Below are 26062 nucleotides of genomic sequence, written 5' to 3' on the forward strand. Positions count from 1 at the left end.
CATCGCCAGCTTTTAAATTAGAAACACCCCAGTCTCGAGAGAGGTTGGGGTGTTTTTTGCGTGTGGAATTTTTATAAATAACAAAAGCGTCAAATCAAGACGTTAAGAGTCGGATGAGTCTGTTATTGCTACTCAAAATCCAGCATGCTATAGAAAAGAGATTTTTAATGGCATTATGCAAGAAAGACCCTATATCAGATCTGTAAAGTTGAAAGCTCCTGAGAGCTTGGATTGGGCCAGTTATCCCTATGTTATTCCAGCAGTGAATGATCTGGAAACTATTGAATTTCATCCAGAAGTTACATTTTTTGTTGGAGAAAATGGTTCAGGAAAGTCCACCATTCTTGAAGCACTGGCACTAGCATTGGGCTTTTCAGAAGAAGGGGGGACACGTAATGTTCAACTTAATACGGCAACGACCAGCTCGGTTTTGCATCAATCTCTACGCACAATAAAAAGTTATAAAAAGCCTCAGGATTATTATTTTTTGCGAGCTGAAAGCTTTTATAACGTAGCAACTTATATGAAAGAAGTCGATTATCTATTTGAATATGGAGGAGATATTCATCGTCGCTCTCATGGAGAGGCTTTCTTAAAACTCTTAACGATGAAACTGAAAGGGAATGGATTATATCTTTTAGATGAGCCTGAGGCAGCGCTTTCTCCTACCATGTTGATGACAACGTTATCGGTAATCGACCGTTTATGTCAGGCACACTCTCAATTTATTATTGCAACACATTCTCCCATTCTTCTGGCTTATCCAAATGCAAAGATTTACCAGTTTTCGGAATCGGGAATTAGACAAGTGAGCTATGAAGAAACGGAACATTTTCGGGTAACAAAGGACTTTCTCAATAATTATCAAAAGAGAGTAACGCAAATTTTGGAACAGTAGTTAAGACTTGTCCTATTTAACCATTTGAAAAAATATTTCTTTTTTATAATTTGTATTTTTCTACTTTCTTCATAGATTCACAAGCCTATAATGATTGAGAATCATTTTAAATCTAATAAGGAAATAACATGTCAACTGATCAGCAATTTCCAACACCTGCTAACTTAGGTATCGCGGTTTACTCAAATAATGCGGAAGCGATTGGGAATACACCTTTAGTGCGTATCAACCGTCTTATTAAAACGGGTGCAACTGTCTTAGCAAAGGTTGAAAGCCGTAATCCTGCATTTTCAGTGAAGTGTCGTATTGGTGCTGCTTTGATTGCGGATGCGGAAAAACGCGGTGTACTGAAAGCTGGCATGCATATTGTTGAACCGACCAGTGGTAATACAGGGATTGCTTTAGCATTTGTGGCAGCGGCAAAAGGTTATCCTATTACCCTGACCATGCCTGCAAGTATGAGTTTGGAACGTCGAAAAGTATTAAAAGCATTAGGTGCAAATCTAGTACTGACGGATCCGGCAAAAGGGATGAAAGGTGCGGTAGATGAGGCTGTTCGTTTAGCTACTGAAAATCCAGAACAATATTTCTTACCGCAACAATTTGAAAATCCAGCGAATCCACAAATTCATACAGACACTACTGGTCCTGAAATCTGGCAGGCAACTAATGGTCAAGTGGATATTCTAGTAGCAGGTGTGGGTACGGGTGGTACCATTACTGGGATTTCACGTTATTTTGAGCAGGTTCAGAATAAACCACTTTATTCAGTTGCAGTTGAACCTGCTGAATCACCAATTATTACCCAAACCAAACGTGGCGAGACCATTACACCTGCACCACATAAAATTCAGGGCATTGGCGCAAACTTTATTCCTAAGAATCTGGACTTGGATTTGGTCGATGAAGTGTTACCAGTGAATAGTGCCGATGCAATTGAATGGGCAAGAAAATGTGCAACTCAAGAAGGGATCTTGGTCGGTATTTCGAGTGGCGCAGCATTAGCCGCAGCAGCGCAGATTGCAGAGCGTCCTGAAAATGCAGGCAAAACCATTGTGGTGATCTTGCCTGATAGTGGAGAGCGTTATTTATCTTCAGTTTTATTTGAAGGTTTATTTGAGGAAGCTTAATTCCATTATTTAGCCAATAAAAAAACCATGCTATACACGCATGGTTTTTTATTTTTCATTGTTTTTAAAGTGCTTTCTTTAACGTTTTTTCGTGATGTTTAACCGAGCGAGCGTACTTTTTCCCTTTATGGCGCGTCCAGAAACTACGTTGATATCCTGTAGGGCCGACATTGTAATAAGCTACAGCTTTAGACCAGCTACCCGCTGATCGATAGTAGGTTGAGAGGACATGTGCACCACAGTTAATATTGACATTTTCATCATAAAGATCGCCTGGACAAGACTGGCGCCAATGACTGGAAATGATTTGTGTTAACCCAATTGCACCCGTTGGTGAGCGGGCAGCGCTATTGTAATTGGATTCCTGACGAATCAGGGCAGCCAGTAAAGTTGGCGAAACATCGTAACGTTCAGCACTCTGGATAATCATGGGTGATAAACGATTTGCCGTGTTTGGGGAAACAGAATAGGCATTTTGTAAACCAGACGAGAGCTGGTTCGAGCGATTTGCAAATGATCCACTTAAGCTGCTACACGCAGAAAGACTCACCGCGATGATGATAAGACTAAGCTTTAAAAATATTGAGCCGAGTGCGTTAGAAGCAATACCTTGATTCGATGATGTAGAGACGATTTGCAAAACCAAGACCCGAGACAAAATAAAATTATTAGGATGGTATGCACTCGGTTTGGGTGAGTCAATAGCAGTTGTTTTACCGTATTTATTCTTTTAAAAGCCATATAAAAAAGCCCCAACGTCCTGTTGAGGCTTTTCATATTTGGTTTCTTGCCGCCAACTCCTGTCAACGACCACATCCTGTGTTCTTATTCTTCTGAATGAGACATCCTGTCTCTGTATGATTCATATATTAATGAATGGAAAACGAACTGGATATTCGCCAATCATCCCAACCGATGTAGGTTTTTACTGACAAATTTTATAAAGCTTCTTTCAATGATTGTTCATGTCGTTTGACTGAGCTGGCATAACGTTCAGCTTGTTGGCGCATATATGGGCTTCTTCGATAGCCTGTCGGTCCAACATTGTAATAACCCAAGGCTTTTGCCCAGTCTCCAGTTGATTGATAGTAATTCGCTAAAATATAGGCGCCACAATTAATATTGACGTGTTCATCATACAGGTCGCCTGGGCAAAATTGCTGCCAGAATTTTGGACGAACTTGCGTTAAGCCAACTGCATCAGCAGAAGATCGTGCAAAAGTTCTATAGCTAGATTCCTGACGAATCAGTGCAGCTAATAAATGGGGTGAAATATTATGTTTTTCCGCTGTTTTTAGAATGATGGGGGCAACGCGATTCGCAGTGGTGGGCGGAACGGAATAAGCGTTCTGAATGCCCGTTGCAAACTGTTGAGATTGGCGTACCGAAGGGCTTTGGGTACTGGTACATGCAACGGTTAAATAGGTACTGAAAAGGATGATACTCAATTTGACAAAAGTAATTTGAAACCGAGAAAAGCAAAATTTGTTGTAAATTATCATCGTAAAAAAAGACTGACCATCATATATAAAACATGCGGATAGTAGGTAGCAAGTCGTTGAGAGTCAATGCAGAATAGTAAGTTAAATCGTTTAGTTTTATGTCTTAAGAAAAATGCTAGGACAATAAAAAAGCCCCGACATCCTATCGAGGCTTTTCATATTTGGTTTCTTGCCGCCAACTCCTGTCAACGACCACATCCTGTGTTCTTATTCTTCTGAATGAGACATCCTGTCTCTCTCTATGCTTCAAATATTAGTGGATAGCGCACAATGTGTATATTCGCCAATCACCCCAAGTATTGTACGTTTTAACTTACATTAGTTTTCGGTTGGCGCTTGTTTTGGATGAGTTGTCATCTTTCCGCCATAAAGAATTCATGCTATTGCAGTAAAAACTTCATCAAAGCTTGCTTAAATTTGCATGATTTTTTTACCAAACGAATAAAATGATGAACAAGAAAACCTTATTGGCTGTGATGTGCTGCACAGCTTTTGGGCTGGTTGCCTGTAATGATGATAATAAGCAAGATCAGACCACACCCACAGAAAAAGTGACCGAGCCTACTTTAGTTTCTTTTGCCAAACTTTCTGTAGAAACTTATGCAGCTGGCCCTGACTCAGGTAAAGCCGTGAACGGTGCCAACGGGATTTATCCACCATTTAAAGGGCAACCCGTACAAGGGTTTTCCGCTGCTTTAAAAAATGATGATGGCAGTTATATGGCGATGGCAGACAATGGTTTCGGCACGCAAGACAATTCAGCCGATTTCTTATTGCGTATTTATAAAATCAAAGCAGACTTTAAAACCAAGAGTAAAGGCACAGGGCAAGTGGCTGTGCAAGGTTTTATTCAGTTACGTGATCCGAATAAGTTGATTCCTTTTGAAATCATCAATGGCAATACCACTGACCGTTTATTGACTGGGGCAGATTTTGATCCAGAATCTATGCAACGTGCCGCAGATGGAACGTACTGGATTGGCGATGAGTTTGGCCCTTATCTGCTGCATTTCTCGGCAGATGGTGTGTTGTTAGATCCGCCGATTGGATTGCCGAATCCATTGAATCCGACACAAGAATTACGTTCACCACAAAACCAGCTCAACAAAGCCAATATCAATTATGTTGAGCCATTGGTTGGACGGAGTAGTGGTTTCGAGGGGATGGCAATTTCACCAGATGGCAAGTATTTATATCCATTACTGGAAAAGCCATTGCTCAATGATTCAACTGGACGCTTGTTAATTTCCCAATTTGATATTCAGAAAAAAGCTTATACAGGTCTTTATTATTGGTTTGAACTGGACAGTAAAGCCACCAACATTGGTGATTTTCAGCTCTTTAATGACAGAGAAGGCATTATCATTGAGCGTGATGCTAGCCAGAATAATCTCGGCGGACATAAAAAGCTGATTCGGATTAAGTTCAATGAACCGAAACAAACGGTAGCGCGTGAAGATCTGGTCGACTTGATGAAACTTGCCAACCCAGATGCGCTATACGGCACAGCGCGAGCAGGGGATATTGGTACAGGTAAAGTTTTTGCTTTCCCGTTTGAGACCATTGAAGATGTGATTATTGAAAATGGTACGACCCTGACCGTATTGAATGACAATAATTTCCCTGGTTCATCGGGACGCAATGCCAAAGAAGCTGATGATAATGAAATTATCCAGATTCGTTTACCCAAAGCATTATTTTAAACAATAGGTAAAAATCGCCGAAATGATCATTCCGCATTTTGGCTGAAGGCGTATACTGATTGGGCATAAGGAGTCCTCATGTCTGAATCAGTGTTGCGCCCAACCCATATCGAGTATGGTTCAAAATCGTTTACTGCGATTTTATGGTCCTTGTTCTTTGCCGGTTTTGCGTCATTTTCATCGTTGTACTGTGTCCAGCCAATGATGCCAATTTTTGCAGAATTCTTTCATGTGACACCCACGCACAGTAGTTTCCCGTTATCTTTTTCAACCGTTGCGCTTGCGATTGGTCTGCTATTCACCGGTTTTATTTCTGATCGTTTTGGCCGTAAGCCGATTATGGTCTTTGCCTTATTCTTGGTCTCAATTTTATTGCTGGTGAGCGCTTCTTTTCCTGTTTGGGAAATTTTCCTGACCACCCGTGTTTTTATTGGTTTGGCTGTTAGTGGCGTTGCTGCGGTAGCGATGACCTATATAGGTGAAGAAATTGCGCAAAAAGATATTGGTTTTGCGATGGGGCTATATATTTCAGGTACTGCGATTGGTGGCATGGGCGGGCGTTTAATTGCAGGGGTGTTGGTTGATTTTATCTCTTGGCAAGCAGCGACCTATGCGATTGGTTTGATCAATTTCATTATCGCCTGTCTATTTTATCTGTTATTACCAAAATCACAGCATTTCAAACCCTATCCATTTCGCTTTTCCCGTTTTAAGGCAGCTTTTGAGCAGAATTTAAAAGATCCAAAATTACGTATTTTATTTGCCCAAGGATTTATTTTAATGGGCTGTCTAGTGACCGTATTTAACTATATTAGTTATCACTTGCTGGAAGCACCTTTCAATCTTTCACAAACATGGATTGGCCTGATTTCGATTGCTTATCTGGCAGGAATTTACAGTTCACCTAAAGCTGCGCAATGGGGCTTTAAATATGGTCGCGATAAGGTATTGCCAGTCTTGTTATTGACGATGATGCTAGGGTTACTGATTACTTTAATTTCTTCTCTCTGGACGATTCTGCTCGGACTGATTATTTTTACTTTTTCATTTTTTGCTGCGCACTCCACCGCAAGTAGCTGGGTCTCGGTGCAGGCTGTGCAATACCGTGCAGTAGCGTCTTCGCTGTATTTACTCTGCTATTACATCGGTTCAAGTTTTTTGGGCAGTAGCGGTGGATTGGTCTGGGAAAACTTTGGCTGGACGGGCATCACTTGCATGGTTGTGGTGTTTTTAATGGTAGGACTGGTTTTAGCATTGAAATTGCGTAAAGTTCCGCAAATAGATTAATCTGGATTAGGTTTGTTTAAACTTTATACAGATAATTTGTTATCTCCTTGTTCTTGAATATTTTATAAACAGGGAAAATGAATGAAATTCATGTTAAAATGATCGGCTTTCATCTTTAGATGTCTCTCCTCCATCTGCTAGCCGAGATTCGCAAGCTATGTCTACTGCCTATACCACGCAGACCGCGCCAAAAGCGCTGTTTGATTACGACAAATATTGGGCGTCGTGTTTTGAACCCGCACCATTTTTGCCGATGTCACGAGAAGAAATGGATCTGCTCGGCTGGGATGCATGTGACTTTATCTTGGTGTGTGGGGATGCCTATATTGACCACCCTTCATTTGTATCGGGTGTAATTGGGCGTGTGCTTGAAGCACAAGGCTTTCGTGTCGGCATCATTGCTCAGCCAGACTGGACCAATGTCGAGAGTTTCCGTGTTTTAGGCAAACCGACCATTGCGTGGGGTGTGACCGCTGGAAATATGGATTCGATGATTAACCGTTATACGGCAGATCGTAAAATCCGTTCTGATGATGCATATTCACCAAATAATGAACCAAACAAGCGTCCAGACCGTGCAGCAACGGTGTATTGCCAGCGTTGTCGTGAAGCTTTCCCTGATGTGCCTGTCTTGCTTGGCGGGATTGAAGGCAGCTTACGTCGTATCGCACATTACGATTACTGGTCAGATAAAGTCCGTCGTTCTATCTTGATGGATTCGAAGGCTGATTTATTGATGTATGGGAATGGTGAACGTGCCATTATTGACGTGATGCATCGTTTAGCCAAAGGTGAAAAAGTTCACGAAATTACCGATGTTCGCGGTACCGCATTTATTATTAATAAACATAACAAACAATCGAAAGCTAAATTCGTTGAGATCGCAAGTAACGATGTCGATACGATTGGCCGTGTTGATCAGATCATCAACCCTTATGTGATGACTGAAGATATTGACGGCTGTGAAGTTGAAAAAGAAAAAGGCAACTCACTGGCTCAATACCAGAATTTCCAGAAAGAAATCGTTGCCAATCCGATTGTCCGTGAAGGCGATAACCTCGATCCAGATACCCAGATCGTACAGCTTAAACCAGCACCTTCAAAAGCGATAAAACATAAATTACCGCCACGTGAACTTGCTGTGATCCGTTTGCCTTCTTATGAAGAAGTCGCCAATGATCAGGTTCTGTATGCACATGCCAACCGTATTTTGCATCTTGAAACCAATCCGGGTAATGCCCGTGCCTTGGTACAACGTCATGGCGAACGTGATGTCTGGATCAACCCACCACCAATTCCTTTAACTACTGAGGAAATGGACTACGTTTTTGATTTACCTTATGCACGTTTACCGCATCCTGCTTATGACAATGCGCGTTTCCCTGCATTTGATATGATCAAATTCTCTGTGAATATCATGCGTGGCTGCTTCGGCGGTTGTACTTTCTGTTCGATTACAGAACATGAAGGTCGTATTATTCAAAACCGTTCAGAAGATTCAATTCTGCGTGAAATTGAAAAAATCCGTGATACCGCACCAAATTTCACTGGCATTATTTCAGACTTGGGTGGCCCAACTGCAAACATGTATCGTTTGCACTGTAATGATCCTGAGATTGAAAAGAATTGCCGTAAACCATCTTGTGTTTACCCTGGGGTGTGTCAAAACCTGCATACCGATCATGCACCGTTGGTTCAGCTTTATCGTAAGGCGCGTGACATCAAGGGTGTGAAGAAGATTCTGATTGGTTCAGGTCTGCGTTATGACCTTGCGGTATTAAACCCTGAATATGTGAAAGAGCTGGTTCAGCACCATGTCGGCGGTTATCTGAAAATTGCGCCTGAGCATACCGAAAATGGCCCATTATCGAAGATGATGAAGCCTGGTATCGGCACTTATGACCGCTTTAAACAGATGTTTGAGCGTTTCAGTAAGGAAGCAGGTAAGGAACAATATTTAATTCCGTACTTTATTGCTGCGCATCCGGGTACAACCGATTACGACATGATGAATCTGGCGATCTGGTTGAAGAAGAACGGTTTCCGTGCCGATCAGGTACAGACCTTCTATCCATCACCAATGGCAACCGCGACCACAATGTATTACTCGGGCAAAAATCCATTGTCTAAAGTGGCGCGTTATACGGAAAATGTGGATATTGTTAAAGGTGAAAAACGTCGTCGCTTACACAAAGCATTCTTGCGTTACCATGATCCAAATAACTGGCCTTTATTACGTGAAGCCTTGAAAGATATGGGGCGTGTAGATTTAATCGGAAATTCAAAACAGCATTTGATTCCGACTTATCAGCCACAAGGTACGGCTGAAGGTGAATATAAGTCTGCCCGTAAAAAGAACTCGAGTGTTGCAGGAGATTCTGCAAAACGCGGCCAAGGACAATCTCGTTCACAGTCGGGTCAGAAACATCCGCAAAAAGGTCAGGTATTAACCCAGCACAATGGTTTACCACCGCGTGAAACAGGTGAGAAGAGACCTTTTTCGGGCAAGCCAAAGTCTAAAGCAAAAGCCCATCGTTAATTTGATGGTAAAAAAGGCATGATATTTCATGCCTTTTTTATTTACATATTAGGCAAATGTTTATAATTTGACCATAAAATGTGCTGTATCCGAAACATAAACTGACAATAACGACTTGAATAATCAAAGCGTAATGATTATAAATAAAGAGCAGAGGGCAGTTACGACTTTGGTCGTCTGGGAAAACACGATTAAAAAACTTAAGTTTGCACTGCAAAATGAATTTGCTATCGCTGTTATTGATTAAAAAAATTGGCTTAAAGCCAAAAATGATTATAAAAAATCTAAAGGGATTGGTTAGTAATGTATTATTTCATAACAATAGTTGGGTTGCTGTTGATCACAGCACTCGCACTTCGCCGCCTACAACAAAACAGGCGCCAAGATAGTCCATTAAAACGCCGCGGTATTTTAAATATTGCCGAGCAGATTACCTTAATGCGTTTACAAGCCGTTTTACCGCGTCATACGGTATTGGCACACGTGTCTTTTGACGCTTTATTAACAACTAAATTTGCGCATACGCGCCGTAAATATCAAGGTTTAGTGGCTGATTTCGTGGTGCTAGACCAACAACATCAAGTACTTGCGATTATTGAGATTGCAGACGAGTCTTATGTGAATCGTCTGCATCAGAAACATTATCAGGACAGTTTGCTTGAGTTAGCAGGCTATCGCGTATTGCGCTATAGCAGCATTCCGACCGAGCAGGAATTGAGAGAAGATCTGGTGCCGGATTTGTTTGAACCGATGACAATTCCCACCACAGTGACATCAACCTCAATGCCTAAGATGGAGCGGATGATGAAATACAATGAATTCGCCGTGAAATCGTATTAATCAGGGCGAACAGCGGTTACTGTCATTTCAACCAAAACATCAGGTGCATAGAGTTTAGATTCTACACAGGTACGTGCTGGGGGATGTCCCTCAGCAATCCACGCATCCCATACGGCATTCATGGCTGCATAATCTCGTTCGATATCTTTTAAAAAGATCGTAATCGATAAAATATGAGTCTTGTCTGTACCCGCATCTGCCAGAAAACGATCAATATTATCTAAAGTTTGCTGTGTTTGTGCACTTACGTCGACACTGGTGTCATCTGCCAATTGGCCTGCGAGATGAACAAGATTTCCTGAAATTGCGACTTCGCAAAAACGTGAAGTGACATGAAGTCGTTGCACAGACATAGCTATTCCTTAATCAATTATATACTGACAGGATTGTACTTGATGCGATTGAACAGCAGTGTAATTTTGTATAAATCAGGCTAAAAAAGTTTCTATTTCCATTAAATTATCAGTAGGTGACGAAGAAATGGAGAACTGAAGATGAGGAATTTTGATTGGAAAAATAAGCAACTAAAGAACATCGGAAGTGCCCTGTAATCTTCGGATTTGATCGTCACGCCAACCACAGGAGCAGATGCTAAAAGCGAGGTTTTCTTTAGCAAGGCACATAACATGGATAATGTTACTGCGTTGTTTAGAGTACTGAAAATTGCATAAAAAGCAAACATAAATTTGAGCAATAATCACGCTTTTGTATAAAAAATCGGCATTACCATAAAGAAAGCTGTGATTCTTCTTGTGCCGTTTGAAGCTGGTAAACACCTACCCCGACCAGACGGAATTGAAACGCTGGATCGATATGCATTTCATTAAGTAACTGTAAAACCACTTGCCCTAAATCCTGTTGTGATTGTAAGGCCTGTTTAAAGCTTTTACTGTGCTGCAAAACCTGAAAATTCTTGAGTTTAAGTTTTACATTGACCCCGCGTGCGGTCAGTTGTTTTTTATTCAGACTCCGCCAAACTTGCTCAGCAAGAGGTTGCCATGCATGGCGACATTGTTCGAGCGTATAGTCATCATCAAAGGTAATTTCCTTGGAAATTTGCTGGCGTTCGCGTTCCGCTTTCACAGGTCGATGGTCAATTCCCTGAGCATATAAATAGAGCTGTTTGCCGTATTTCCCAAAATGATGGATCAGGACATTCTCTTCGATTTTTTGCAGATCACCCAGTGTATGTAAATTGAGCTGGCTTAATCTTTCCTGAGTAACTTTACCGACACCAGGAATTTTGTTTAAGGCTAAATCCTGAATAAATTTCAATACATGATGTGGTTTAATCACAAATAAGCCATTGGGTTTATTCCAGTCTGATGCGATTTTTGCCAGAAACTTGTTGGGTGCCACACCCGCAGAAGCCGTCAGTCCTGTGGTTGCAAAAATATCGGCACGGATTTGTGCTGCCACTTCGGTCGCACTTGGAATATTCTTTAGATTTTCAGTCACATCCAGATAGGCTTCATCTAAAGATAAAGGTTCAATCAAAGGTGTATATTGCTGAAAAATATGATGGATTTGGGCTGAAACCTCACGATATTTTTCAAAGTTTGGTTCAATCACCACCACGTGTGGGCAGAGTTTTCTGGCTTGTCCCATCGACATGGCAGAGCGAAGCCCAAAGACACGGGCAGGATAGGAGGCGGCAGCAATGACGGCACGCGGATGGTGTGAAGATACCACGACAGGTAAATCTTTGAGATCAGGGCGTTCTCTCAGCTCGACTGATGCATAAAAGGCATCCATGTCGATATGGATAATTTTTCGTAATTCATTTGGCATCTTGAATGCCTTGCTGTTTCAGAAAAATCCGCCATTGTTTAGGCGATTCGGCATAAACATTTAAATCCACAGCTTTAGGAATACCTGCAATTTTTCCCTGACTGCTATGTTGCCAGAACGTCCATTGGCGGCCATCTTTGAGCTCAGGTTTGCCGTCATAATCTCTAACCCAAAGCGGCGTTTCAGTGAAATTCCCCATCAATACAATATGGTAGAAGCTTTTCGAGATATAAAAGATTGGCTGTTTGCCATAATGCTTGTGTAGTTGGTCGTGCATGACCTGAATTTCTTTCAGTAATTGTTCTTTGGTATAGGTGTTAATGCAATTACTGTCATACTCAAGATCAATGGCAGGCGGTAGGGCATCCGCTTTTTTAGGTACGGTCGCGATAAAGTTTTCAGCTTGTACCTTGCCATCACGACACAGACGATAGAAATGATAGGCACCGACATGTAAGCCTTGTTCACGGGCCTTGAGCCAGTTTTGCTGAAAATTACTATCACGAAAATCACCACCTTCGGTGGCTTTGAGATAGACGAATTGATACTGCATCGGAGAGATTTTTTTCCAGTTAATCTCACCTTGATGATGTGAAACGTCAAAACCACGAATAGCATAGTCTTGCGCAGCAGCTTTCTGTTGGTAGAACAGTCCGAAATAACTCACCACACCCAGCATGACAGCTAAACCGACACTGGCATAGGTCGGATAGTGTTGAGAGAAGGAAGAAGCTACGGGTTTCTTTGCCATATTATCAATGATTATGCGAGGTCGAGATGAGTGCTGGATTTGCAGTATTGATCATGTAGTGATTGTACCCGTTTCGCCTTGGCATTGACCATCTGACTACCAAATTGTTCCACAAATCTACAGGAAGCATAAGGTTCTGCACGTTGCTGATAATCACGCACCCAAGCTTCTCTGATTGTTAAACCTTGAGGATCCACAGGCCATACCCCGAGACGCAGTCTGTTCATTCCAATACGCCACGGTTTTGGACTAATTCGGGCCCGAAAACAGTTCTGGTTTTTACACATTCGTACATAGTTAGGATCAGCCTGAATGGCATTAAACAGTAATTGAGCATCCTTTCCATTGGCTTCAAAAGTCTGATGCATTGCCAGAATACGGTAACCCTTAGGCGTGCGGTAAACACGCAAATGCCAGTGAGGATGCTGTTGAGAAAAATTTCGGATCAAGGCGAGTGAGCGCTGTTCAGGTGTCGTTGTAAAACGTTGTTGCAGTCTGGATAAGCTTTTGGCAAAAACACGGGTGAATAGGAATGAAATAATCAGTCCAATAACCAAGACCATCCATGACATAAAATAAGCAGCGACAGCGATTGAAAGTAACAATAGCAAGAAAAAAGCAGCAAAATGAACAGTCAAATGAGAGGACTCTGCAAAGTCGATATCAGCAAAAAGAACATCAGGTGTATTTAAACACAAGGCGCCATAGCTATTTCGCGTAATAATTACATCATCATGCTGAGCAATAATTTCTTCACGAATGGGAAGACCTTCGGCACCGTTATAAGGGACTTTGTGCTCAATTCGACGAATATGTTCGCCAGATTTGATTTTCTCAATTGCCTCGGCAACACGTTGTTCCGCATGGCCTTGTGCTGCCTCAGCGCTTTGATTAGACCATCCAAAACGCTTAAGGGTGTAAGGACGTCCTGCAATGCTGGTTTTTATTTTGGCTTCAGCCCAGTACTGGGGAATAATCATTGAATATTTTCCTTATTATTTTTAATTGGTTTTAATCACAAAGCCTTTATTCGGTGGTTTCTTTGGGAATCTGCCAAAATACCCATGCGGTCAGGATATTAATACAACCCAAAGCAATTAAGGTGGCATGGAATGCGGTGCTAATGGATGCAGTCGAGAAATATTGTCCAAAGACATTAATCAAAGTACCTGCCAACGCCACACCAATACTCATGGAAAGCATCATAATCATCGATAAGAAGCTGTTACCGCTGCTGGCATCCTGTTGAGGTAAGTCTTTTAAAGTTAAGGTATTCATACCGACAAACTGGAGTGAATTCAGTGTACCAAAAATAAAGAGATGCAAGATTTTTAGCCACAGGGGCGTTGCCGCCGTCATTAGGGAAAAACTGGCGATACATAGACCGACTAAAACGGTATTGGTCAGCAGGAAACGGCGATATCCGACCCGTTGAATCAAGGGACGTACAATGGGCTTGGAAAATAATGAACCTAGTACCATTGGAATCATCATCAAGCCTGTGATGAAGGGTTCAAAACCAAATGCGACCTGTAGCATGAGCGGTAAAATAAACGGAATCGCATTACTACCCAAACGGGCAAAGAAATTACCTAGCACCCCGATTGAGAAAATCTTGTAGCGAAATAATCGCCCATGAAATAGCGCGTTCTGATGGTTATGGGCATGATAGGCATATCCCACCGCAGCAATCATTCCAGTCGTTAATAAACCGAGACTCACCAAACGTGGATATTGTGGTGCTGCGATATTTTCGATTCCCAAAGCGAATCCGACCATTGCCACCATCAATAAGATAAAACCGCTCAAATCAAACGATTTTACCGTCGGTTCTTTCTGGTTAGGCATGACTTTAAGGGTCATGATCATACCCAAAATACCCATTGGAATATTTATGAGGAAAATCCAGTGCCACGTGGTGACTTCGACCAGCCAGCCCCCTAAAGTCGGGCCCATTAAAGGACCCACCAATCCGGCAAGACTCATCAGGCTCATGGCAGAAAGGAATTGTGAGCGTGGAATCAGCTTTAACAGGGCCAAGCGTCCTACAGGCATGAGCAGTGCGCCACCGATACCTTGAATCACGCGGAAAAACAACAATTGCTCTAGGTTTTGCGATAAGCCGCATCCCAGTGACGCCAAGCTAAAAATCACCATGGAACTGAGATAGATATTCCGAATTCCGAAACGGTCAGCCAGCCAGCCACTCAGGGGGATACAAGCTGCAACGGACAACACATAGGCCACAATAACGCCGTGCATTTGCAAGGGATTTTCATTGAGCTGAACAGCCATTGCTGGAATCGCGGTATTGACGATCGTGGTGTCCAGTGCCTGCATAAAAAAGCCAATGGAAACCAGAAGGACCAATAATCGAAATTCGGGCTGGACTGCTTGATGTGTTGTGGTTGTCATGAGCCTTGATGAGTAAAAATTCAGCTTTAGTTTAATGCAAATAGGCGTGAAATAAAGACAAGAATTGTCAAATAGCGGTCATGAAACTGACATTAAAATGTCATCGAATTTGCATCACCTGATACTAGATTAGCCATACAAAATAAATTGTATGGAATTTGATCATGAAATTTAAAATTTCAGTTTTATTGACAGCGTTACTGTCAGTGGGGTTAGTGGCGTGTAATGATGATAACGACAACTCAATGCCAACACCAGAAATCGTTGAACCGACACCAGAAACAATTAAGCTGAGTTTGTTGGGGCGCTACGAAACCAATATTTTTGCCCAAAGTGCGGCTGAAATTCCAGCCTATGATGCTGAGACCAAACGTCTATTTGTTGTCAACGCACAAAAGGGTCTGGTTGATGTATTAGATGCATCTAAACCTGAAAAACCAATACATATTGCTGAGCTATCTGCACGCACTTATCTAGCCAATTCGGAAGTGAATAGTGTTGCGGTGAAAAATGGCATTGTTGCACTTGCGGTTCAGGCTGAGCAGAAAACGGATACGGGAATCGTGGTATTTTTTAATGCCAAAGACTTAAGCTTTATCAGCAAAGTCAGTGTGGGAGCTTTACCCGATATGCTGACCTTTAGCCCTGATGGTAAAACCGTTTTGGTGGCTAACGAAGGTGAGCCGAATGATGATTATTCAGTTGATCCAGAGGGCTCTGTCAGCATTATTGATATTAGTAATATCAAGCAACCCAAAGCTAGTGTGGCAGATTTCAAAGCATGGAACACACAAAAAACTGACCTATTGGCGAAAGGAGTACGTATTTTTGGGCCAAATGCGAGTGTCGCTCAAGACTTGGAGCCTGAATATATTACGATTTCGGCGGACAGCAAAACTGCATGGGTCACCTTACAAGAAAATAATGCCATTGCACGGATTGATATTGCTCAGCAGAAGATCACTGATATTTATCCATTGGGCTATAAAGACCACGGTGTTGTGGGAAATGAGCTGGATGTCAGTGATAAGGACAAGAAAATTGATATCAAAACATGGGCTGGCTTAGTAGGGATGTATCAACCTGACTCGATTGCCAATTATCAAGCCAATGGTCAAACCTATTTGGTGACCGCCAATGAAGGCGATAGTCGTGAATGGTTAAAAGATTCCAAAGCATATTATGCGGGTGATACCCGTCAAGGTTTTGTTGAAAATATTCGGATGAAGCATTTATTTAACAGTAAGGGCTTCAATACAGGAGGCGACTATCCTGCGCATCTGCAAAAGCTGGCAGTCGGCGTGAAAGGCGCCAAACTCAATCCAGTCACTTTTGCCTATTGTGGTGCCACAGAAACAGGTGCAGGTGGATGCCGTGATGATGCGCAATTAGGTCGCCTGAATATTGCATGGAATATGGGTTATCAGACCAATGCGGATGGTTCTCCGAAACTGGATGCCAATGGTCTGCTGACTTATGACAAGCTTTATGCATATGGCGCACGTTCATTCAGTATCTGGAATACTCAAGGGCAATTGGTCTGGGATTCGGGTAGCGAGTTTGAAAAGAAAACGGCTGAGTTGTTTCCTGATTATTTTAATAGTAACCATGAAGCAGTTGCTTTTGATGATCGTAGTGATAATAAAGGGCCTGAACCAGAAGGGATTACTGTCGGTACCATTGGTCAAAAAACCTTTGCCTTTATTGGGTTAGAGCGAATGAGTGGCATAATGGTCTATGACATTAGCACGCCTAATAAACCGAAATTTATTGAATATTTTACTACGCGTAATTTTACTGAAACCGAGACTGCAAAACAGGGCGATTTAGGGCCAGAAGGTCTGATCTTTATTGCTGCAAAAGATTCACCAAATGGTAAGCCATTGCTTGTGGTGGGGAATGAAGTGAGTGGTTCCACCGCAGTGTATCAAGTCAATGTGCACTAAACGCTAACCCAAAAAAAGCGGATCAAATCGATCCGCTTTTTTATATTGAATTCTTAAACTTCGATATGGCTAGGTGCATTCAAGTTTTTAATGACGCTTGAAATGTGTTCAAGCGTTTCACAAACAATCACTTTGGCACGATGCTGAGGCGGTAAAAAGCCTTCTTCAACGGCATGATCTAGTTGGGTAATCAGTGCATCGTAAAAACGGTTAACGTTATAGATAATCATGGGTTTCTGGTGCTGGTTGAGTTGTCCCCATGTCGCAATTTCCAGAATTTCTTCAAAAGTGCCTAAACCACCTGGTAAAGCAATAAATGCGCTGGCACGTTCAGCCATAAGTGCCTTACGCTCATGCATGGTCTGAACAATGTGTAGCTCAGTCAATCGATGATGGGCAATCTCATAGTCCAGCATGAACTCGGGAATGACACCCACGACTTCACCGCTATGTTCAAGGACAGTATCGGCGACTTGTCCCATCAGACCAATGCTGGCGCCGCCATAAACAATACCAAAACCTTGAGTAGCAATATGCTGGGCCAGTTCGATGGCCTTATCACGATAGATGGGTTTGTTGCCGGTACGTGAGCCGCAATAAAGGGCAATGAGAGATTGAGTGGTTTTTATGGGAGTAGGGGTAATGCTTTTCTTTTCAGTCATTATTAGAACACTATTCATTCGTTTATTTTCACCTTATCATTTTCGTTGTGCTTGTCTAGGCTAATTGAGGTTTATGACAGTTTTATGCACATTTTACATACAAAGCTGTTTTGTAACGCTTAGAAAGAATTTGCAAACAACATCAACATAAAAAAGATGAATTTCAGTTAAATCTTGCCTATACTGAAAATCCTTTTATTAATTTATGTCCCTCTATGAGTAGTGGTTGTTGTCGCTCCGCATTGTTCTTATTTCCTACAAAAAATGTTTTGGCTCATCGTGCCGACCTTTTAAAAATTCAACTTCATAACAATATTGCTGATTTTGCAGAGGAGTCACGTCAATGATTCTGGAATGGATGTCTGACCCCGCTGCATGGGTTGGTTTAGCAACATTGGTGGTGCTCGAAATTGTACTAGGTATCGATAACCTTGTTTTTATTGCAATTTTGGCAGAAAAACTACCGCCTGAACAACGTAACGCTGCTCGTAGAGTTGGTTTGATTCTCGCCTTACTGATGCGTTTGGGATTGCTTGCGGCAATTGCATGGGTGGTGACACTAACTGAACCACTGTTTCATATTTTTGATCATCCTTTTTCTGGTCGTGACCTAATTTTGCTGTTTGGTGGTGTGTTCTTATTATTTAAGGGCACCATGGAACTGCATGAACGGATTGAAGGTAAGCAAGCGCTGAAAGAAGAAAGCCCAGTACATGCTACTTTTTGGATGGTTATTGTTCAGATTGTAGTTTTGGATGCCGTCTTTTCTTTAGATAGTGTGATCACGGCTGTCGGTATGGTGAAGCATCAAAGTGTAATGATGCTGGCAATGATTATTGCTGTTGGTATCATGCTTTGGGCATCAAAACCACTGATGGATTTCGTCAATAAGCATCCAACAGTAGTGATCCTGTGTCTTGGCTTCCTGATGATGATCGGTTTCTCATTGGTGGTGGAAGGTTTTGGTTTCCATATTCCAAAAGGCTACTTATACGCAGCGATCGGTTTCTCTGTGTTGGTTGAAGTAGTCAATCAGACCATGCGTCGTAACCAAGAGAAGATGGTGACGACAACAGATTTACGTTATCGCACCGCTTCAGCCGTGTTGCGTATGTTAGGCAATAAAGGCAATGGCAATGAAAGCCAGAGCAATGAAGCTGAAGATGTATTAGCGACGCAAGCCTACGCAAAAGAAGTTTTTGATGAAGACAATGGCGTGTATCACAGTGTCTTGGTACAAGGTGTGCTTGGTTTATCTGAGCGTCCAGTCAAGTCGGTGATGACACCACGTCCAGAGTTGGAATGGTTAGATCTGGATGATGATCCGGCTGAGCTAAAAGAACGTTTGATGGCAATGACCCATTCACGTTTGATTGTTGCACGTGGTGAGCTGGACAATATTGAAGGTATTGTACTCACCCATAAAGTGTTGAATGAATACATTGAAACGGGCGCGATTGATTTCAGTAAACATCTACGTGAACCTGTGATTGTGCATGAAAATGCGCAAGTGTTAATGGTCATGGAACAGTTACGTCAGGCACCGTTGCAAATGGCCATTGTCCTGAACGAATACGGTTCAATTGAAGGGATTGCAACACCGATTGATGTATTAGAGGCGATTGCTGGTGAATTCCCTGATGAAGACGATCTAGAAGCAGCGGCAGAAAGTCTTGATGATGGTTCGATGTTGCTGGAAGGTTCAACTGACATTCGCCATGTGTCTTTGTTATTGGGCAAAGACTTAGTGGATGAAAGTGAGGAATATTCAACTTTGTCAGGCTATATCTTGTTCCACCTCGGTCGTTTACCTGAAAATGGGGATACAGTTGAAGTTGATGGCTATCGCTTTGAAGTGGTGACAATGGATGGGCACAAAATTGAAAAAGTGCGCATTATTGCCAAAGAGAAGCCTGTCGAGAAATAATCAAGCTGTATTATTCTGAATAGCCTTGAGTTTGACTATTGTGATGCAATGGTTTTACTCGGGCTATTTTTATTTGAGAATTCAAAATGATTTTGTCAAAGAATTGTCCTTGTGGGCATGGACCGTATGCTGAATGTTGTCAGCCCTTGCATTTGAAACAACAGACAGCTCAAAGTGCAGAGCAACTCATGCGCTCGCGTTATAGTGCTTTTGCTTTGCAACAGATTGATTATATTCTGGAGACAACGGCTTTAGGACAACAGTCCGCTTTGGATCGTGCCGCGATTGCCGACTGGAGTCAATCCAATCAATGGTTGAAACTAGAGGTTGTACAACATCAGCCCAAGCTAGATAAAACCCATGCACTGGTTGAGTTCAAGGCACATTATCATGATGGCAAACAAGCGCATATTCATCATGAAATTTCTCATTTTGTGTTGCATCAACAACAATGGTATTTCCTTGATCCTACACTGGACATGCAAATCACCATGAAACAACCCTGCATTTGTGGCTCGGGGAAAAAATTTAAACAATGTTGTGCACAATTCATCTAACTTTGTCTTAGAATAGCGCACACTTTTACGCCTGATTTAGGGATGTAGGCAGATGTTACTCACCGTAATTTATATTATTGCCATTACTGCGGAAGCGATGACGGGCGCATTGTCAGCGGGTCGACGTAGTATGGACTGGTTTGGTGTGGTACTGATTGCCTGCGTAACGGCATTGGGCGGTGGCTCAGTGCGTGATGTGCTGCTCGGGCATTATCCTTTAACTTGGGTCAAACATCCTGAATATTTAGTGCTGACCTGCGCTGCGGCTTTTGTCACCATCATTATTGCCAAATGGATGCGTCATCTACGCAATATCTTCCTGGTACTGGATGCTCTAGGTCTAATTGGATTTACCATCATTGGTTGCCAGATTGCCCTATCGATGGGGCATGGTTTTGTGGTGTCTGCGGTGGCAGGCGTATTAACAGGCGTGTCGGGTGGTATTCTGCGTGATATTCTGTGTAATGACGTGCCTTTAGTGTTCCGCCGTGAGTTGTATGCCAGTATTTCCTTTGTTGCCGTGATTTGTTATTGGGTGTGTCTGGAAGTTGGCCTCCCGCACGATCTGACTGTAATTTTTACTTTGGTATTTGGTTTTACCTTACGTTTGATCGCGATCTATTTTGGTCTGGAAATGCCGAAATTTATTTATCAAGAAGATGATGCCGAGTCTGCTTCCTCAACAGATGAGCATTAAGATTAAAATGGATAGAGAGAAAATTGAGCAAATAAGAAAAGAACTCTCTATCCCACTTACATATGCGTTAAAGCTTTTAAAAGACAACCAAAATGATGTGTCTGCCGCGATAATTAATTTCCATACAGATAATATTGAAAAAGTGATTCAAGCGACTGAATGCAAAATGTCGGTAGCGCAAGATGCCTATCAATATTGTAATTTCGACGTTCAAAAAGCAATTATAGAAATCAAGTCACAAGTTATGCTCATTACAACACGTGATAATCAACAAAAAATCAAGAATGAAATAGGATTTATTCTTTGGGCTGAAACTGAAGGTAGTAAAACGAGTTCAAATGATATTTTTATTCCAGCGCATGATTTTGATTATATTTTAGATGCTTTTAAAGTGGCTTGTAACAATACGCTGTCGAAAAACAATTTTGATGTATGTGGATACAACTACCTAGATCATCATACCTGTAACGTTATCTTAAATGCGATGCTAAAAATTCCTGCAAATAATTTAGCTGTAGAAAAGTTTCTAATCGCTTTAATCAGTTGGTGGAGTGACCAGTTAAAGCGTGCTAAATATATCGTAGTTTATGGCAATTTATGATACATCTCATTAACTCTGGTTTATGAAGTCTTAGATGTTAAAAAGAACTACTATAGGTACTTATCAGTCTCATTCGGTTGAAATTGATGGTTACGTACCCTTTGATATTCATTTCAATGAAAAATCTCCAGATTTGTATTGGAGAGGTGGCAATGGCCGCACGTCTTTAGTTGAAATAGGTCTGTTAAAGACAGGTGAATTGTCAACAATTACGTTAGTTAGCTTTAGCTTCTATCAGTTAATTCAAACTGGGAAGAATTTATCCTCTATTGATTTAGGACAAGCGCATTTACCAATTTTTGATGTGTCATCTTGGTCGGCTGATTTGGATGATTTTTCTGGTAGATTTAAGGATGCATTTGATAAAGAGTTCCAATTATTCATGGGGAGAAATTATATTGAACTCGTATTTTTACCTTTAGAAAGCATAATTCAATATGTGCGTGATTGTAATTTCGGTTTTGGTTTTAACGTGAATAATGAATTGACCTCCTTACAAATCTTGAATATTGATGAAGTTAAAATGAAATTATTCAGAGAAAGTCTCTGATTTGATCGCTGAAGAGTTGGTTCAGTACAGTATTCCATTACAAATTCTCCGAACAAGACACCATTTGACGTTTAAACAACAACAAGGGCTTGTCACAACGCCTTCATCCACATAGCATACAAAGCATTGACGATAATAAATGATTTTGGATGACTCGCTGAAATGACCAGCCTTGCACATCATGCAACAGAAAACCGTTCCGTAGCCGAATTCACTGAGCAGGCTTACCTGAACTATGCCATGTACGTGATTATGGATCGTGCATTGCCCCATATCAGTGATGGTTTAAAACCTGTACAGCGCCGTATTGTCTATGCGATGAGCGAGCTTGGCCTGAAATCGACGGGGAAGCCGAAAAAATCGGCACGTACCGTCGGTGATGTACTGGGTAAATATCATCCGCACGGTGACTCAGCCTGCTATGAAGCGATGGTGTTGATGGCACAGCCATTTAGCTATCGCTATCCATTGGTTGAAGGTCAGGGAAACTGGGGTTCACCAGATGACCCGAAATCATTTGCGGCGATGCGTTATACCGAAGCTAAACTCTCTGCTTATAGTGAATTATTACTGAGCGAATTGGGCCAAGGCACCAGTGAATGGCAAGACAACTTTGATGGTTCAATGAAAGAGCCAATCACTTTGCCTGCACGCGTTCCGAATATTTTGTTAAATGGTACCACGGGTATCGCGGTGGGGATGGCAACAGATATCCCGCCACATAACTTGCGTGAAGTGGTGAAAGGAACAATCGCCTTAATTCGTAATCCTGAAACTTCAGATGCGAAACTGGCAGAATATATTCCTGCGCCAGATTTACCTACCAAAGCTGAAATCATTACCCCGCCAGAAGAATTACTCAAAATTCAAACCACAGGTCGTGGTAGTTATCGTATGCGGGCGGTATATGCGGTCGACAAAAATGAGATTGTGATTACTGAACTGCCGTATCAGGTTTCGGGTTCAAAAGTCATTACCCAGATCGCAGATCAGATGATTGCCAAAAAATTGCCATTGGTCAGCGATGTACGTGATGAATCGGATCACGCCAATCCAACCCGTTTGGTGATTGTGCTGCGTTCGAATCGCGTCGATGCAGAAACGGTGATGAGTCACTTATTTGCAACTACGGATCTGGAGTCAAGCTATCGTGTCAATCTGAACATGATTGGGGCAGATGGTCGTCCACAGGTGAAATCGATTCGCCGTATTTTATTGGAATGGATCGAGATTCGTAAGCAAACCGTGACCCGTCGTTTGCAATACCATTTGAATAAAATCGAAAAACGTTTACATATCCTGGCAGGTCTTTTAATTGCTTACTTGGATATTGATACCGTGATTCGGATTATCCGTGAAGAAGATCAGCCAAAACCTGTATTGATGCAGCATTTTGGTATTGATGACATTCAGGCTGAAGCGATCCTCGAACTCAAACTTCGTCATTTGGCTAAGCTTGAAGAAATGGAAATTCGCCGTGAGCAAGAAGAGTTGGAAGCGAAAGCTGCCATTATTCGTGAGCAATTGGCAAATCCAGAATCATTAAAAAACCTGATCATTAATGAGTTAAAAGAAGACGCGAAAAAGTTTGGTGATGACCGTCGTTCACCAATCGTTGCGCGCGCGGATGCCGTCCAGATTAAAGAACAAGATTTAATGCCTGCTGAGCCTGTGACTGTCGTATTGTCCGAGGCAGGTTGGGTGCGCGCTGCCAAAGGGGCAGAAGTAGATGCAGCCAATCTGAATTATCGTGCGGGTGACCAGTATCTTAGTCATGCAGTGGGTAAAACCAACCAGCGTGTCTATTTCCTTGACGAGACAGGACGTAGTTATGCCTTGCCGATCAGCAGTTTGCCTTCGGCACGTGGCTTGGGTGAACCGCTCAGTTCAAAACTTTCACCAGCCAGTGGTGTGTCATTTATTCAGGTCTTTATTGATGAGGAGAGCAGCGAGCTGATTGCAACCAGTTCAAATGGTTACGGCTTTAAGAGTCAGGCAGCACAACTGGATACCAATGCAAAAGCAGGGAAGGCCTTCCTGACTGTTGCAGATAAGGCAAAGGCTTTACCGCTATTGCCAATTCAGCAAGCCACTCACGTTGCCATTCTGAGTTCATCAGGACGTTTACTGATTATTGATTTAACTGAACTGCCAGTTCTCAATAAAGGTAAGGGTAACAAGTTGATACAACTTGATGAAAAAGAGCAAATTTTATCCATGACAACCCTGACGTTAGATGAAATAATCCAAATCGATGCAGGACAACAGCATCTGAAATTGAAAGGGGATGATCTTCAAAAATATCTAGGAAAAAGAGCAACAAAGGGGCAACTTTTACCACGTGGATATCAAAAAGCAAATAGACTCTTCATTCAGAGATAAGGCTAGTATTCTGTGATACAAATACGTTATATATGACAATGTATTCAGATTATTTGGATAGATTGACAGGGCAATTCAAAAATTTAAAAAAAATGTTTTGCCATGGAAAGTAACGTTGTTACATTTTTAAGGATTACCACTCGGAGATAAGGGCATTATGGAAAAGATTTGGTTTGCTGAATACCAAAAGACAGGAATTCCAGAAACAGTTGAACTGCCTGCTGAAAACACCTCACTTGTTGATATTTTTGAACGCAATTTCCAAAAATTTGGTTCACGTGATGCCTTTATCTTTATGGATAAAGTTTTAACGTTTAATGAATTAGAAGTCGCTAGCCGTAAATTTGCAGCTTATTTACAAACTTTAGGCTTAGCAAAAGGCTCGCGCGTTGCGGTGATGATGCCGAACGTTTTCCAATATCCAGTTGTTGCGTTAGGGGTCTTTCGTGCAGGTCTGGTGCTTGTAAACGTCAATCCATTATATACAGCACGTGAACTTGAGCATCAGTTGAATGACTCTGGTGCTGAAGTCTTAGTGATTATTGAAAACTTTGCCAATGTTTATCAAAACATTATTGGTAAAACACCTGTGAAGCATGTTGTGGTGGCTTCTGTGGGTGATATGTTAGGTACGTTGAAAGGTACGATTGTGAATTTCGTTTTACGTAAAGTACGTAAGCAAATTCCAGCGTGGAATATTCCAGGCCATACTAAATTCAACGCGGCCTTAAACAAAGCCAACCCAAGCAATTATAAGCGTCCAAGCTTGACCTTAAGCGATACCGCAGTACTTCAATATACGGGTGGTACAACAGGTGTTTCTAAAGGCGCTGAATTAACGCATCGTAATCTTGTTGCAAACTTACTCCAATGTGAAGCGATTTTCTCAAGTAAGTTTGGCGGTTCTGATAGTGCTAAAGGTGATCGCATCGTATGTGCATTACCGCTGTATCACATCTTTGCATTCATGGTGTGTGCACTTTACGGCATGTATAAAGGTCAGGCCAATATCCTGATTCCAAATCCACGTGACTTGCCTGCGGTGGTGGGTGAATTACGTAAATATCAACCTTCATTCTTCCCAGCAGTAAATACTTTATTTAACGCGTTGGTGAATAACGAAGAATTCAAACAGCTTGACCATAGCAATCTTAAGATGGCAATGGGCGGTGGTATGGCGGTGTTGCCATCAACAGCAGCAGCATGGAAGAAAATCACAGGTACCACCATTATTGAAGGTTATGGTTTATCTGAAACTTCACCTGTTGCAACTGCGAATCCTCCTGCTACAACTGAATTCAGCGGCACGATTGGTATTCCATTGCCATTAACTGAAGTTGCGATTCTGGATGATGACGGTAAAGAAGTTGCGCTGGGTGAACAAGGTGAGATTTCGATCCGTGGTCCACAAGTCATGAAAGGTTACTGGAACCGTCCAGACGAAACTGCAAAAGTAATGACGGCTGATAACTTCTTCCGTACCGGTGATATCGGTGTGATGGATTCGCGTGGTTATGTGAAGATCGTTGACCGTAAGAAAGACATGATCTTGGTGTCAGGCTTTAACGTTTACCCAAGTGAAATTGAAGAAGTTATTGCGAAACATCCAAAAGTATTGGAAGTGGCTGCGATTGGTGTTCCAGATGAAAAATCAGGTGAAGTGCCGAAGTTATTCATCGTGAAAAAAGACCCTTCTTTAACCACAGAAGAAGTCATTGCTTATGCAAAACAAAACTTAACTGGCTACAAGTGCCCACGTTATGTTGAGTTTATGGAAGAATTACCGAAATCAAACGTGGGTAAGATCTTACGTAAAGATTTACGTAAACCAGCTTAAAGTTTTTAGGCTTCTCAAATAAGGAAGCATAAAAAAACGCCGCAATT

The 26062-nt window shown here is 41.9% G+C and carries 22 protein-coding genes; 14 read left to right on the plus strand and 8 right to left on the minus strand.

The features are described 5' to 3' along the window. Positions 1-175: 175 nt before the first annotated feature. Both A9Z07_RS11260 and cysK read left to right on the plus strand, forming a co-directional pair. Positions 176-898 carry an AAA family ATPase gene (locus tag A9Z07_RS11260; RefSeq protein WP_069578770.1) on the plus strand — a complete coding sequence of 241 codons (723 nt, stop codon included), beginning with the start codon at positions 176-178 and terminating at the stop codon, positions 896-898. A gap of 128 nt (positions 899-1026) precedes the next feature. Further along, on the plus strand, positions 1027-2028 hold the full coding sequence (cysK, locus tag A9Z07_RS11265) for a cysteine synthase A (protein ID WP_069578772.1): 1002 nt from the start codon (positions 1027-1029) through the stop codon (positions 2026-2028). Between the two features lie 64 nt (positions 2029-2092). Here the strand turns inward: cysK and A9Z07_RS11270 are convergent, their stop codons facing one another. After that, positions 2093-2611, minus strand: coding sequence for a lytic transglycosylase domain-containing protein (locus A9Z07_RS11270; protein WP_205634339.1), 519 nt, complete (start codon positions 2609-2611; stop codon positions 2093-2095). 355 nt (positions 2612-2966) lie between these two features. Next, entirely contained in the window at positions 2967-3530 is a 564-nt protein-coding gene (locus tag A9Z07_RS11275; RefSeq protein WP_069578774.1) for a lytic transglycosylase domain-containing protein, read from the minus strand. Positions 3531-3979: 449 nt separating this feature from the next. On the opposite strand from A9Z07_RS11275, the gene A9Z07_RS11280 reads away from it, so the two are divergent. The 4 genes from A9Z07_RS11280 to A9Z07_RS11295 all read left to right on the plus strand — a co-directional run bounded on the left by A9Z07_RS11280 (position 3980) and on the right by A9Z07_RS11295 (position 9899). Next, positions 3980-5233: an esterase-like activity of phytase family protein gene (locus A9Z07_RS11280; protein WP_069578776.1), complete on the plus strand. Its 1254-nt coding sequence runs from the start codon at positions 3980-3982 to the stop codon at positions 5231-5233. 78 nt (positions 5234-5311) lie between these two features. Then, positions 5312-6520 carry an MFS transporter gene (locus A9Z07_RS11285; protein WP_069578777.1) on the plus strand — a complete coding sequence of 403 codons (1209 nt, stop codon included), beginning with the start codon at positions 5312-5314 and terminating at the stop codon, positions 6518-6520. Positions 6521-6677: 157 nt separating this feature from the next. Continuing rightward, positions 6678-9059 carry a YgiQ family radical SAM protein gene (locus A9Z07_RS11290; RefSeq protein WP_069578779.1) on the plus strand — a complete coding sequence of 794 codons (2382 nt, stop codon included), beginning with the start codon at positions 6678-6680 and terminating at the stop codon, positions 9057-9059. Positions 9060-9362: 303 nt separating this feature from the next. After that, positions 9363-9899: a DUF2726 domain-containing protein gene (locus A9Z07_RS11295; protein WP_004773912.1), complete on the plus strand. Its 537-nt coding sequence runs from the start codon at positions 9363-9365 to the stop codon at positions 9897-9899. Here A9Z07_RS11295 and A9Z07_RS11300 read toward each other — a convergent pair. The 5 genes from A9Z07_RS11300 to mdtD form a co-directional block, all read right to left on the minus strand. After that, positions 9896-10252: a RidA family protein gene (locus A9Z07_RS11300; protein ID WP_004773913.1), complete on the minus strand. Its 357-nt coding sequence runs from the start codon at positions 10250-10252 to the stop codon at positions 9896-9898. The two genes, A9Z07_RS11295 and A9Z07_RS11300, sit on opposite strands and share 4 nt — an antisense overlap. A gap of 370 nt (positions 10253-10622) precedes the next feature. Continuing rightward, positions 10623-11690, minus strand: coding sequence for a DNA polymerase IV (gene dinB, locus A9Z07_RS11305; RefSeq protein ID WP_069578780.1), 1068 nt, complete (start codon positions 11688-11690; stop codon positions 10623-10625). Continuing rightward, positions 11680-12441, minus strand: a complete 762-nt coding sequence (locus tag A9Z07_RS11310) for a GH25 family lysozyme (protein WP_062847127.1) — start codon at positions 12439-12441, stop codon at positions 11680-11682. The genes dinB and A9Z07_RS11310 overlap by 11 nt, the downstream gene beginning before the upstream one ends. A gap of 11 nt (positions 12442-12452) precedes the next feature. Beyond that, positions 12453-13421 (minus strand): hypothetical protein, encoded by a 969-nt coding sequence (locus A9Z07_RS11315; protein ID WP_069578782.1) that lies wholly within the window; start codon positions 13419-13421, stop codon positions 12453-12455. Between the two features lie 46 nt (positions 13422-13467). Then, positions 13468-14856 carry a multidrug transporter subunit MdtD gene (gene mdtD, locus A9Z07_RS11320; protein WP_069578783.1) on the minus strand — a complete coding sequence of 463 codons (1389 nt, stop codon included), beginning with the start codon at positions 14854-14856 and terminating at the stop codon, positions 13468-13470. A gap of 164 nt (positions 14857-15020) precedes the next feature. Between mdtD and A9Z07_RS11325 the strand changes: the two genes are divergently transcribed. Then, the gene (locus A9Z07_RS11325) at positions 15021-16802 is read left to right on the plus strand and encodes a choice-of-anchor I family protein (protein WP_069578785.1); all 1782 of its coding nucleotides are present in this window, start codon (positions 15021-15023) and stop codon (positions 16800-16802) included. A gap of 53 nt (positions 16803-16855) precedes the next feature. Here A9Z07_RS11325 and A9Z07_RS11330 read toward each other — a convergent pair whose 3' ends face one another. Further along, positions 16856-17482, minus strand: a complete 627-nt coding sequence (locus tag A9Z07_RS11330; RefSeq protein WP_069578786.1) for a TIGR00730 family Rossman fold protein — start codon at positions 17480-17482, stop codon at positions 16856-16858. Positions 17483-17807: 325 nt separating this feature from the next. Between A9Z07_RS11330 and A9Z07_RS11335 the strand changes: the two genes are divergently transcribed. The 7 genes from A9Z07_RS11335 (at position 17808) to A9Z07_RS11365 (ending at position 26015) form a co-directional block, all read left to right on the plus strand. Then, on the plus strand, positions 17808-19391 hold the full coding sequence (locus A9Z07_RS11335; protein ID WP_069578788.1) for a TerC family protein: 1584 nt from the start codon (positions 17808-17810) through the stop codon (positions 19389-19391). Positions 19392-19477: 86 nt separating this feature from the next. Beyond that, positions 19478-19948, plus strand: coding sequence for a YchJ family protein (locus tag A9Z07_RS11340; protein WP_069578790.1), 471 nt, complete (start codon positions 19478-19480; stop codon positions 19946-19948). A 52-nt stretch (positions 19949-20000) separates the two neighbouring features. Continuing rightward, positions 20001-20645 carry a trimeric intracellular cation channel family protein gene (locus A9Z07_RS11345; protein WP_004773926.1) on the plus strand — a complete coding sequence of 215 codons (645 nt, stop codon included), beginning with the start codon at positions 20001-20003 and terminating at the stop codon, positions 20643-20645. 7 nt (positions 20646-20652) lie between these two features. Beyond that, a complete protein-coding gene (locus tag A9Z07_RS11350) occupies positions 20653-21246 on the plus strand; it encodes a hypothetical protein (protein WP_069578797.1) in 594 nt (197 codons plus the stop codon). A 34-nt stretch (positions 21247-21280) separates the two neighbouring features. Continuing rightward, on the plus strand, positions 21281-21796 hold the full coding sequence (locus tag A9Z07_RS11355) for a hypothetical protein (protein ID WP_069578791.1): 516 nt from the start codon (positions 21281-21283) through the stop codon (positions 21794-21796). 162 nt (positions 21797-21958) lie between these two features. Further along, positions 21959-24178, plus strand: a complete 2220-nt coding sequence (gene parC / locus A9Z07_RS11360) for a DNA topoisomerase IV subunit A (protein WP_069578793.1) — start codon at positions 21959-21961, stop codon at positions 24176-24178. A gap of 157 nt (positions 24179-24335) precedes the next feature. After that, entirely contained in the window at positions 24336-26015 is a 1680-nt protein-coding gene (locus A9Z07_RS11365) for a long-chain-fatty-acid--CoA ligase (RefSeq protein WP_004773931.1), read from the plus strand. Positions 26016-26062 lie beyond the last annotated feature (47 nt).

The sequence above is a fragment of the Acinetobacter sp. YK3 genome (genome assembly GCF_001729365.1).
Classification (GTDB): domain Bacteria; phylum Pseudomonadota; class Gammaproteobacteria; order Pseudomonadales; family Moraxellaceae; genus Acinetobacter; species Acinetobacter vivianii.

Bases quoted from the DNA above. Each gene is read 5' to 3' on its own strand.
- A9Z07_RS11260 (WP_069578770.1), top strand. From the start codon at position 176: ATGCAAGAAAGACCCTATATCAGATCTGTAAAGTTGAAAGCTCCTGAG.
- cysK (WP_069578772.1), top strand. From the start codon at position 1,027: ATGTCAACTGATCAGCAATTTCCAACACCTGCTAACTTAGGTATCGCG.
- A9Z07_RS11275 (WP_069578774.1), bottom strand. From the start codon at position 3,530: ATGATAATTTACAACAAATTTTGCTTTTCTCGGTTTCAAATTACTTTT.
- A9Z07_RS11280 (WP_069578776.1), top strand. From the start codon at position 3,980: ATGAACAAGAAAACCTTATTGGCTGTGATGTGCTGCACAGCTTTTGGG.
- A9Z07_RS11285 (WP_069578777.1), top strand. From the start codon at position 5,312: ATGTCTGAATCAGTGTTGCGCCCAACCCATATCGAGTATGGTTCAAAA.
- A9Z07_RS11290 (WP_069578779.1), top strand. From the start codon at position 6,678: ATGTCTACTGCCTATACCACGCAGACCGCGCCAAAAGCGCTGTTTGAT.
- A9Z07_RS11295 (WP_004773912.1), top strand. From the start codon at position 9,363: ATGTATTATTTCATAACAATAGTTGGGTTGCTGTTGATCACAGCACTC.
- A9Z07_RS11300 (WP_004773913.1), bottom strand. From the start codon at position 10,252: ATGTCTGTGCAACGACTTCATGTCACTTCACGTTTTTGCGAAGTCGCA.
- dinB (WP_069578780.1), bottom strand. From the start codon at position 11,690: ATGCCAAATGAATTACGAAAAATTATCCATATCGACATGGATGCCTTT.
- A9Z07_RS11310 (WP_062847127.1), bottom strand. From the start codon at position 12,441: ATGGCAAAGAAACCCGTAGCTTCTTCCTTCTCTCAACACTATCCGACC.
- A9Z07_RS11315 (WP_069578782.1), bottom strand. From the start codon at position 13,421: ATGATTATTCCCCAGTACTGGGCTGAAGCCAAAATAAAAACCAGCATT.
- mdtD (WP_069578783.1), bottom strand. From the start codon at position 14,856: ATGACAACCACAACACATCAAGCAGTCCAGCCCGAATTTCGATTATTG.
- A9Z07_RS11325 (WP_069578785.1), top strand. From the start codon at position 15,021: ATGAAATTTAAAATTTCAGTTTTATTGACAGCGTTACTGTCAGTGGGG.
- A9Z07_RS11330 (WP_069578786.1), bottom strand. From the start codon at position 17,482: ATGAATAGTGTTCTAATAATGACTGAAAAGAAAAGCATTACCCCTACT.
- A9Z07_RS11335 (WP_069578788.1), top strand. From the start codon at position 17,808: ATGATTCTGGAATGGATGTCTGACCCCGCTGCATGGGTTGGTTTAGCA.
- A9Z07_RS11340 (WP_069578790.1), top strand. From the start codon at position 19,478: ATGATTTTGTCAAAGAATTGTCCTTGTGGGCATGGACCGTATGCTGAA.
- A9Z07_RS11345 (WP_004773926.1), top strand. From the start codon at position 20,001: ATGTTACTCACCGTAATTTATATTATTGCCATTACTGCGGAAGCGATG.
- A9Z07_RS11350 (WP_069578797.1), top strand. From the start codon at position 20,653: ATGGATAGAGAGAAAATTGAGCAAATAAGAAAAGAACTCTCTATCCCA.
- A9Z07_RS11355 (WP_069578791.1), top strand. From the start codon at position 21,281: ATGTTAAAAAGAACTACTATAGGTACTTATCAGTCTCATTCGGTTGAA.
- parC (WP_069578793.1), top strand. From the start codon at position 21,959: ATGACCAGCCTTGCACATCATGCAACAGAAAACCGTTCCGTAGCCGAA.
- A9Z07_RS11365 (WP_004773931.1), top strand. From the start codon at position 24,336: ATGGAAAAGATTTGGTTTGCTGAATACCAAAAGACAGGAATTCCAGAA.